The organism is Kitasatospora sp. NPDC003701 (assembly GCF_053587085.1).
The window spans coordinates 1-9,059 of sequence record NZ_JBSFNM010000127.1; the positions used below are offsets into that span (position 1 = coordinate 1).

Consider the following 9,059-nt stretch of genomic DNA (forward strand, 5'->3'; position numbering starts at 1 on the left):
CCCGGGTAGTTCAGCCGGGTCACCAGGTTCTTCGCGATCCCGGGGAAGCCGGTGCTCACGATCACCGCCGGGAACTGCTTCTGCGCGTACTCCGGTGCGCCGGAGAGCCCATGCGACGCCTGCCACTGCTGATCACCACCGCCGTGCTGTGCAGCGGCCTGGCGACGTTCGGGGCCCTCGGCCGGCCCGGACCGGACTCCGGGGCGGGCTCGGACGACGCGCGCCACGGTGCCCGGGCCACCGCCGCCGACGCCCTCACCCGGGCGATCAGCGCCGACCAGGAGCGGCTGCGCCTGGTACCGGCCGACGCCGCCGGCTGGGCCAGGCTCGGCGGCGAGTACGTCGAGCAGGCCCGGTCGACCGCCGACCCGTCCTACTACCCGAAGGCCGACGAGGCCCTGCACCGCTCGCTGGCGCTCGTCCCGCAGGCGAACGTCGAGGCGTACACCGGCCTCGGGGCACTGGCCAACGCCCGCCACCTGTTCGGCGAGGCTCGCGACTTCGCCGAGCGGGCCATCGCCGCCTCTCCCGTGCACTGGCCCGCCTACGCCGTGCTGGCCGACGCCCGGACCCAGCTCGGCGACGAGGCGGGCGCCACCGACGCCGTCCAGCAGCTCCTCGACCGCCGACCCGGCACCGCGTCCTTCACCCGCGCCGCCTACGACCTCGAACAGCACGGCCGCACCGCCGACGCCGAAGAGGCGCTCCAACGGGCGCTGGCCGGCGCCTGGAACCCCGCCGACCGGGCCTTCTGCCGCTTCCAGATCGCCGAACTCCAGCGGAACTCGGGCCATCCCGACCTCGCGCTCGCCGGCTACCGCCAGGCGCTCGCCGACGACGCCGGTCACACCCCCGCACTCGCCGGCCTGGCCCGGGCCGAAGCCGCGCTCGACGACACCCCCGGCGCCCTGCGCGACTACGCCGCCGCCATCGCGAAGGTCCCGCTGCCCCAGTACCTCCTCGAACTGGGCGAGCTCCAGGAATCCCTCGGCCACGGCGCCGAGGCGGCCGAGCAGTACCGCCTCCTGGAGGCCGAACAGCGCCTCGCCGCCGCCAACGGCGTCGTCGACGACCTCGCCCTGGGCCAGTACCACGCCGATCACGGCGATCCCGCCGAAGCCGTACGCCTGCTGCGCGCCGAGTGGGACCGTCGGCACAACGCCCTGGTCGCGGACGCGCTGGCCTGGGCCCTGCACCAGCAGGGCGCGGACGAGGAGGGGCTCGTGCTCGCCGAGGAAGCCGGCCGTCACGGCTGGAAGAACGCCCTCTTCCTCTACCACCGGGGCGAGATCGAGCGCGCACTCGGCCGTACCGAGGCGGCCCGTACCCATCTCACCGAAGCCCTCGCCATCGACCCCTGGTTCAGCCCGCTGCACGCCCCGCGCGCCCGGGCCGGCCTCGCGGCCCTGCCGGCCTGAGACGGCACGGGGCCGGCCTCCCCGACGGACACCCCGACGGACACCCCGGCGGCGCGGCCGACGACGGGGCCGACGACGCGGACCAAACCCTCCGCCGCTCGGCAACGAATAGCGGGTGGGACCGGGCGGGCCCGCGAGACCCGCCCGGCCATCGACCGCACCGTCCACGCGGGAGTTCCCCGTGCGCGCCGCACCCGGCACCGCGTCCGTCCCCGCCACGGCGCCGGATCCGCACGGAGAAAGGGCCCAGACCATGAACAACGTCGTCCACCTCTCCCGTGCGCCGGATCCCGAGCCCGACCTGAAGCCGCTGATCGCCCGGGTCGCCAAGGGCGACCAGGACGCCTACGCGCAGCTGTACGACGCCCTCGCCGGCCGTGCCTACAGCCTGGTGCGCCGCGTCCTGCGGGACGAAGCCCAGTCGGAGGAGGTGACCCAGGAGGTGATGCTGGACGTGTGGCGCAACGCGGCGCGCTACGAACCCGGCCGCGGCGAGGTGGCGCCGTGGGTGCTGACCATCGCGCACCGGCGGGCCGTGGACCGGGTGCGCCACTGCCGCGCCGTGGCCGAGCGGGACCACAAGGTCGCCGCCGGGAGCCAGGAGACCTCCTTCGACACGGTGGCCGAAGAGGTCGAGGCGAGCCTCGAACACCAGCAGGTCCGTCACTGCCTGCGCCAACTGACCTTCCTCCAGCGCCAGTCCGTACTGCTGGCCTACTACGGCGGTCTCACCTACCGGGAGGTCTCCACCCGCCTCGACGCACCGCTCAGCACCGTCAAGACCCGCCTGCGCGACGCCCTGATCCGGCTCCGCGACTGCATGGGAGCCGGATCATGACCATCGCACCCGACAGCAACATCCACCTGCTCAGCGGCGCGTACGCGGCCCACGCCCTGGAGGCGGCCGAGACCGACGCGTTCGAACGCCACCTCGGCCGGTGCGAGACCTGCGCGCGGGAGGTCGAGGACTTCACCGCGACCCTGGCCCGGCTCGGCGCCGCCCAGGGCCTCCAGGCACCGCCCGCCCTGCGCCCCCGGGTCCTGGGACGGCTGGACGGCGTCCGCCAGCTGCCGCCGAGCGGACGCCCCGGTCCTGCGACGCCGCGACGCCGCAGGACGGCCGGCAGGTGGCCCCGCCTGGCGCTCGCCGCGTCGACCGCCATCGCCACCACCCTCGGGGTCGTCGCCTACCAGCAGCACGACCAGGCCGACCGGGCCCAGAGCCAGGCCGACGTGCTGCGCACGCAGCAGGCCGTCTTCGGCGAACTCCTCACCGCACAGGACGCCCGCGTCACCACCGCCACCGCCGTCGACGGGTCCGGCACCGGCACGGTCGTCTGGTCCCCCAGCCACAACCAGGCCGGCTTCCTGGCCGCCGGGCTCCCCCAGCCCGCCCCCGGACGCGTCTACGAACTGTGGCTCGACCACGACGGCACGATGACGCCGGCCGGGCTGCTGTCCGCCGGCGACGGCGCCCTGGTGCTCACCGCGCCCCTCGACCGCGCCCGCGCCGTCGCGCTCACCGACGAGCCGGCCGGAGGGTCCCTCCACCCCACAGCCGGACCGCTCATGCTCCTGCCGCTGGCGTCCCCCCACCGGGTCTGACGACGACGGCGGAGCGCCGGCGCGGACTCAGCGGCTCTCTGCACACCACGACCGGGAACATTCCCGACATTCGTCGCCGATCGGACCCGTCCGACCGTGGGGCCCGGTGCGAATCAGTAGCAGAGAACCCGATCCGGCCCACCGCCCGACCACCTGGAAAGGGGCGACGGCCAAGGCCGGATGACATCCGATCAGGAAGGAGGACGAGCCATGCGTACGACACGGATCACCAGGCCGCTGGCCATCGCCGCCACCTGCGTGATGCTGGGCGGCGGCGCTGCGATCGCCACGTCCGCCGGCGCGGCGTCCGCCGCGACGACGAGCACCGTCCGGACCACCGACCACGGCACCCAGCAGCACAGCCAGTGCCGCTGGTACCCGGCGCACTGGGAGAACAAGCTGGTGCCCGGCCACTGGCAGACCGTCTGGCAGCCCGGCCACTGGCAGCAGGAGTGGCACCCGGGCTGGTGGGACACCCACCACCACTGGCAGCACGGTTCGTGGCACAAGGTGTGGCACAAGGCCGGCTGGGAGCAGAAGTGGACTCCGGCCCACTGGGAGCGCGTCTGGACTCCCGCCGGCTGGTACTGCCGCTGAACCAACCGACCGCACCGGGCCACCGGTACCCACCGACCGACCACCGGCGGGCGGCGCACCGCCGCCCGCCCCCCACGTCCACCACCGCCCCACCACCGACCGCTCCGCGGCGGCCGGCTCCTGAAAGGCCGCCGGGCCATGACCACCACCGCTCCCCAGCCCACCCACGCCCCGGTTCCGCAGCCGGCCTGGACCGACCACTTCCCGGCCCGCCCCTCCTGCGTGGCCGACGTCCGCACCCACGCCCAGGCGTTCCTGACCCGCGCCCACGTCCCCCCGGCGCTGCGGGACGACACCCTCCTGGTCGTCAGCGAGCTGGTGACCAACGCCGTCCGACACACCGTCGGCCCCGGGAGCGTCCACCTCGCCCGTGACGCCACCGGCATCGACATCGCCGTCAGCGACACCAGCCGCCTCCTGCCGGAACCCCGGCTGACCGAACCGGGCAGCGCGACGAACGGCCTGGGACTCCGCCTGGTGGCCGCCCTCTGCGACGCCCTCTACACCACCCTCGACCCCGGCAGCGGCAAGACCGTCCACGCCCACCTGGCCGTCGCGGCGGCAGCCGCCGCCGGACCGGAGCCCGCCCCGGTGGCCGCCCGCCCCGGCCGGAGCCGCCGCTGGTAGCGGCGGGGGCCGCGCGCGGGTCACGCCGACGCCGGGGATCGGGTCAGCAGACCGCGCGCCGGCTCCGTGGTGCCCTCGTCCAGGTCGCCATCCGCCGGTGACAGCACCCCGGGGGGGCGGCGGCCCCCTAACTGCCCATGATCGTCAGGAACGTCGCCGGATCGGCGTCGAAGCCGGAGACGCCGGCCTGGAACCCCCAGGCTCCTGAGTCGTCCCGGACGAATTCCGCCACCCTCGCAGCCGTCGCCTCGCCGACGCCGGCGAAGTCCACCGCCGCGAGTTCATCGCGTCCGGTGCGGATCCGTACTGCGGGGTGGGCTATGCCTCCGAAGGTCAGCCGACCGTTCCGCTGCTGGATGGCGACTCCCACGACCACCCGGACGTAGCGGTCCGCCAGGCGGTCGAGTTCCACGATCAGGCGCTCGTCGACGCCGAGCCCCTTGCCGTCGCGGCTGTCCCTGTTGAGCGTGATCGTGCCGTCGGGAGAGCGGCTGTTGATGTGCACCAGGTAGGCGGGAGCGCCGGACGGGGTGCCGTCGGTGTACGTCGCCGCGACGAGGTCAAGGTCGTGGGCCACCGAGCCCGTGGGACTCGGATCCCACATCAGGCCCACTTCGACCCGTTCCAGACCCTTGTTGAGACTGCTCATCGGACTCTCCGTTCGTCGGCACACCGACCTCCATGGTGCCACCGCCGACCCACCAACTGTGGGCGCTCATCTGACTTGCACACAATTAATGGTGCGTCAACTGCAGCTTTCCGCAGCCTTGGAGACCTGGTCGACCGCCCGGTCGCCTCGCCCGAGCCCCCTTGACCATGACCGAACACCTGCCCTGGTGCGGTCGGGCCGGGCGCGCTCAGGCCGGCAGGCGCGGCGCGCGCCGCGCACGGGCCGTCGACCACGCCACGGCGGCCGTGATGACGACGGCGAGCACCAGACTCACCGGGCCGGTGCCGAGGTCGAGGCCGCCGCGCTCACGGCTGACGCCGGCCCAGTCGGCGAAGCAGGCGCCGAGTGGGCGGGTGAGGACGTAGGCCCACCAGAAGGTGAGCACGGACGGCATCCGCAGCAGGCGGTGACCGAGTGCCGGCACGGCGATCAGCGCGGCGAAGAGCAGCCCGGAGGCCAGGTACCCCCACCCGAGGGTGGCCGCGGTCAGATCGCCGACGGCGGTGCCGAGTGCGAAGGTCGCCAGCACGGCCGACCAGTAGAAGACCTCGGGCCGCCCGCCCGAGACCGTCTCCACCGCGAGCGTGCCCTCGGTCCGGTGCCACAGCCAGAACACCAGGGCCAGGGCCGCGGCGAAGGCGGCCGCGGACAGCGCGTACGGCACGCCGAGGGCGACGTGCGCGACGTCGGCGGCCATGGTGCCGAACACGCTCACCATGACCACCGCCGCCCAGTAGACCGCCGGCACGTGGCGCCGGGTACGGGCCTGCGCGACCAGCGCCGCCACCAGCAGCAGGCCCGCCGAGCCGACGGCCGGTAGCGGCCCCAGGGTGCGGGCGAGGTAGTCGGAGGTGGTCTCGCCCATCCCGGTGGTGAGGATCTTGACGGCCCAGAACGCGGCCGTCACCTGCGGGACCTTGCTCCACACGGGCCGGGCGAGCCCGGCCCGGCGGCGTGCCGCGCGTGTCATCGTCGTGCTGGCGCCCACAGCTGCGGCGCTCCTTCCTTCGAGGCGCGGCCCGGCCGCACCGACCCGATGGTTCAGCCGCCCTGGACCGTGTTGCCGGTGATCGTGCCGGCGGTCCCGTCGACGGTCACCACGTGCCGGACACCGTCGGGGCCGAGCACCACGGCCCGCCAGGCCCGGCCACTGCCCTGCTCGCTCACGGCGGTCAGGGACTCCACCTTGCCGCCCGCGACCCCGGACGAGGCCTTGGCGACCGCGTCGGCCGCGTCCAGGGACGGCAGCGGCGCCGGCGCGGCCTGCGCACCACGTCCGTCCTCCCGTCCGCCGTCGTGCCCCTTGCCGTTGCGGCCGTCATGGCCCTCACGACCGTCATGACCCTCGCGCCCGTCGTGACCCTCGCGCCCGTCACGGGCCCCGTGGCCGTCCTCGGCGGCCACCGCGCGGCGGCCGTGCCCGTCCTCCTCGTGGTGGACCGCCACCGCGGCCGCACCGCCGCCGATCACCACCACCGCCGCCGCACCGGCCGCCGCCCAGCGGGCCGACCGTCCTCGCAGCCGCCGCAGCCCGCCCAGTCCCTTGCGGGCACCCTCGGCACCCGGCTGCTCCTGCGGTTCCGTGCCTTCCATGCGCTCGCCCACCGCGCCCACCCCGATCCTGTGGCAAGGCCCGGGCCCTGCGCCCGGACGATGGGGCCAGCATGACCGGGCGTTGCTGAAGGAGCGCTGAAGACCTGAAGACACCTTCAGCCGCCCGCCCCGGCGACCTGCCACCCTGGGGGTATGCGTGTACTGGTGGTGGAGGACGAGCGCCGACTGGCCCTGGCGCTGCAGCACGGGCTGAGCGCGGAGGGATTCACCGTCGACGTCGCCCACGACGGCCTCTCCGGCCTGGCCCGGGCGACCGACCATTCCTACGACGTGATCGTGCTCGACATCATGCTGCCCGGCCTCAACGGCTACCGGGTGTGCGCGCGCCTGCGGGCCGCCGGCAGCGACGCCGGCATCCTGATGCTGACCGCCAAGGACGGCGAGTGGGACGAGGCCGAGGCGCTGGACACCGGCGCGGACGACTACCTGTCCAAGCCGTTCTCCTTCGTCGTCCTGGTCGCCCGCCTCAAGGCCCTCGCCCGCCGCATCGGCAGCCGCGCGCCCCGGCGCACCGTCCTGGGCGACCTCGTGGTGGACTCCGCCGCCCGCACCTGCACCCGGGCCGGCACCCCCGTCCCCCTCACGCCCCGCGAGTTCGCCGTCCTCGACCACCTCGCCCGCCGCGCCGGCGAGGCCGTCTCCAAACGGGAGATCCTCGAACAGGTCTGGGACAGCGGCCCCGACAGCGACCCCAACACCGTCGAGGTCCACGTGAGCGCCCTCCGGCGCAAGATCGACACGCCCTTCGGGCGCGCGGCGGTGCAGACCGTCCGCGGCGCCGGCTACCGGCTGGCGGCCGACGGTGGCTGACCCGGACCCCGCCCGCGGGGTGCTGCGCTCGACGCGCCGCCGTGCCCGCACGCTGCTGCGGCGGCTCACCCGGCACCCCCGCGTCGCCCCCCTGGTCACGCGACTGGCGCCCCGCTCGGTCCGGACCCGCACCACCCTCGCCGCCTGCGCCAGCGTCGCCGTCGTCCTGCTCGCCGCGTCCGCCGCCGTCCTCCTGCTGCTGCGCGCCAACCTGGAACGCACCGTCGAGACGGGCGCCCGCGAGCAGGCCCAGGCCGTCGCCCGGCTCGCCGCCGACGGCCACCTCACCGCGCCGCTGCCGCTCGACCACGGCACCGACTTCATCCAGGTCATCGCCGCCGACGGCACGGTCGTCGCCGCCAGCCAGAACCTCGCGGGCCGACCCGCCCTCGCCCCCACCGGGGCCGGCGACGGCCACAACACCTACAACCTCCACGCCCTCGGCGAGGAGCACCACCAGCGCGTCACCACGCTCACCGCCGACACCCCCACCGGCCCGGTCACCGTCCACGTCGGCGCCTCGCTGCGCACCGCCGACACCGCCGAGGACCTCACCGCCGCCGCCCTCGCCGCCCTCAGCGCCGTCCTGCTGCTCACCGTCGGTGCCCTCACCTGGCGTGCGACCGGCCGCGCGCTGCGTCCGGTCGAGGCCATCCGCGCCGAGGTCGCCGCGATCGGCGACCGCGATCTCGACCGGCGCGTCCCCGAGCCCCGCAGCGACGACGAGATCGCCCGCCTCGCCGGCACGATGAACGCCATGCTCGACCGCCTGGAGGCCGCCGGCGCCCGCCAGCGTCGGTTCATCGCCGACGCCTCCCACGAACTGCGCAGCCCGCTCGCGGTGCTCCGCACCCAACTCGAGGTCGCCCTCACCCACCCCGATCCCGAGGTGCGCGCCGACCTGGTGGCAGGCGCGCTGGAGGACACCGAACGCCTCCAGTCACTCGCCGCGGACCTGCTGCTCCTGGCCCGCCTCGACGCCACCGGCAACGACCACGCCGATGCACCGGTCGACCTCACCGAACTCGTCCGCACCACCACCCGGGCCCGCGGGACCGGGACCCACCCGGTCACCCTCCACGCCCCGGACGGGATCACCGTCACCGGCAACGCCCTGTGGCTCGGCCGGCTGCTGACCAACCTCCTCGACAACGCCCGCCGCCACGCCCGACACCGCGTCACCGTCCGGCTGTCCAGGGACGCCGCGACCGGGGAAGCCGTCCTCGACGTCGCCAACGACGGCCCCCGGATCGACCCCGCCGACCGGGAGAGGATCTTCGAACGGTTCACCCGCCTCGACGACGCCCGCAGCCGCGACGACGGCGGCACCGGCCTCGGCCTGCCCATCGCCCGCGACATCGCCACCCTCCACGGCGGCACCCTCACCGTCCGGGACACCCCGGACGGCACCACGTTCCGCACCCGCCTGCCCGGGCGGCGGACGCAGCCCTGACGGACCGGCATCCGCGGTGCGGGAACGCCGCCGTGCCGACGGCGGACCGGCACACCCGACCGGTGGCGGACGCCGAACCGCCCCGTCCGGCGGGTGCGGGCGGGGCGGTGGGGTGCTGCGGGGGATCGGTGGTCAGGCGGTCGTCTTCGCGGAGCCGGCCTGCGGGGTGACGGGCTTGGCGGGCCTGCCGCCGAGGAGGCCGAAGAAGACCGCGAGGGTCGGGATCAGGTACGCCGCCCAGACGACCAGCTGGAGCACGGTCGGG

The 9,059-nt window shown here is 75.1% G+C and carries 10 protein-coding genes; 7 read left to right on the top strand and 3 right to left on the bottom strand.

The window, feature by feature from the left end; all coding sequences use genetic code 11:
- The first annotated feature begins 110 nt into the window (after positions 1 to 110).
- The 5 genes from ACWDRR_RS43680 (at position 111) to ACWDRR_RS43700 (ending at position 4,247) form a co-directional block, all read left to right on the top strand.
- Positions 111 to 1,418 carry a tetratricopeptide repeat protein gene (locus ACWDRR_RS43680; protein ID WP_449777918.1) on the top strand — a complete coding sequence of 436 codons (1,308 nt, stop codon included), beginning with the start codon at positions 111 to 113 and terminating at the stop codon, positions 1,416 to 1,418.
- Positions 1,419 to 1,671: 253 nt separating this feature from the next.
- Positions 1,672 to 2,256, top strand: a complete 585-nt coding sequence (gene sigK, locus ACWDRR_RS43685; protein WP_449777927.1) for an ECF RNA polymerase sigma factor SigK — start codon at positions 1,672 to 1,674, stop codon at positions 2,254 to 2,256.
- Positions 2,253 to 3,023 carry an anti-sigma factor gene (locus tag ACWDRR_RS43690; RefSeq protein ID WP_449777919.1) on the top strand — a complete coding sequence of 257 codons (771 nt, stop codon included), beginning with the start codon at positions 2,253 to 2,255 and terminating at the stop codon, positions 3,021 to 3,023. The genes sigK and ACWDRR_RS43690 overlap by 4 nt, the downstream gene beginning before the upstream one ends.
- A gap of 210 nt (positions 3,024 to 3,233) precedes the next feature.
- Entirely contained in the window at positions 3,234 to 3,620 is a 387-nt protein-coding gene (locus ACWDRR_RS43695) for a hypothetical protein (protein ID WP_449777920.1), read from the top strand.
- A gap of 138 nt (positions 3,621 to 3,758) precedes the next feature.
- Positions 3,759 to 4,247 carry an ATP-binding protein gene (locus tag ACWDRR_RS43700; RefSeq protein ID WP_449777921.1) on the top strand — a complete coding sequence of 163 codons (489 nt, stop codon included), beginning with the start codon at positions 3,759 to 3,761 and terminating at the stop codon, positions 4,245 to 4,247.
- A gap of 127 nt (positions 4,248 to 4,374) precedes the next feature.
- On the opposite strand, the gene ACWDRR_RS43705 is transcribed toward ACWDRR_RS43700, so the two are convergent.
- From ACWDRR_RS43705 to ACWDRR_RS43715, 3 genes are all read right to left on the bottom strand, one after another.
- On the bottom strand, positions 4,375 to 4,896 hold the full coding sequence (locus ACWDRR_RS43705; protein ID WP_449777922.1) for a TerD family protein: 522 nt from the start codon (positions 4,894 to 4,896) through the stop codon (positions 4,375 to 4,377).
- A 208-nt stretch (positions 4,897 to 5,104) separates the two neighbouring features.
- The gene (locus ACWDRR_RS43710) at positions 5,105 to 5,905 is read right to left on the bottom strand and encodes a COG4705 family protein (RefSeq protein WP_449777923.1); all 801 of its coding nucleotides are present in this window, start codon (positions 5,903 to 5,905) and stop codon (positions 5,105 to 5,107) included.
- A 53-nt stretch (positions 5,906 to 5,958) separates the two neighbouring features.
- Entirely contained in the window at positions 5,959 to 6,510 is a 552-nt protein-coding gene (locus tag ACWDRR_RS43715; protein WP_449777924.1) for a hypothetical protein, read from the bottom strand.
- A 153-nt stretch (positions 6,511 to 6,663) separates the two neighbouring features.
- On the opposite strand from ACWDRR_RS43715, the gene ACWDRR_RS43720 reads away from it, so the two are divergent.
- Together ACWDRR_RS43720 and ACWDRR_RS43725 are read left to right on the top strand one after the other, a co-directional pair.
- A complete protein-coding gene (locus ACWDRR_RS43720) occupies positions 6,664 to 7,341 on the top strand; it encodes a response regulator transcription factor (protein WP_449777925.1) in 678 nt (225 codons plus the stop codon).
- On the top strand, positions 7,334 to 8,794 hold the full coding sequence (locus ACWDRR_RS43725; RefSeq protein ID WP_449777926.1) for an ATP-binding protein: 1,461 nt from the start codon (positions 7,334 to 7,336) through the stop codon (positions 8,792 to 8,794). Before ACWDRR_RS43720 ends, ACWDRR_RS43725 begins: the two co-directional genes overlap by 8 nt.
- Positions 8,795 to 9,059 lie beyond the last annotated feature (265 nt).

Bases quoted from the DNA above. Each gene is read 5' to 3' on its own strand.
- ACWDRR_RS43680 (WP_449777918.1), top strand. From the start codon at position 111: ATGCGACGCCTGCCACTGCTGATCACCACCGCCGTGCTGTGCAGCGGC.
- sigK (WP_449777927.1), top strand. From the start codon at position 1,672: ATGAACAACGTCGTCCACCTCTCCCGTGCGCCGGATCCCGAGCCCGAC.
- ACWDRR_RS43690 (WP_449777919.1), top strand. From the start codon at position 2,253: ATGACCATCGCACCCGACAGCAACATCCACCTGCTCAGCGGCGCGTAC.
- ACWDRR_RS43695 (WP_449777920.1), top strand. From the start codon at position 3,234: ATGCGTACGACACGGATCACCAGGCCGCTGGCCATCGCCGCCACCTGC.
- ACWDRR_RS43700 (WP_449777921.1), top strand. From the start codon at position 3,759: ATGACCACCACCGCTCCCCAGCCCACCCACGCCCCGGTTCCGCAGCCG.
- ACWDRR_RS43705 (WP_449777922.1), bottom strand. From the start codon at position 4,896: ATGAGCAGTCTCAACAAGGGTCTGGAACGGGTCGAAGTGGGCCTGATG.
- ACWDRR_RS43715 (WP_449777924.1), bottom strand. From the start codon at position 6,510: ATGGAAGGCACGGAACCGCAGGAGCAGCCGGGTGCCGAGGGTGCCCGC.
- ACWDRR_RS43720 (WP_449777925.1), top strand. From the start codon at position 6,664: ATGCGTGTACTGGTGGTGGAGGACGAGCGCCGACTGGCCCTGGCGCTG.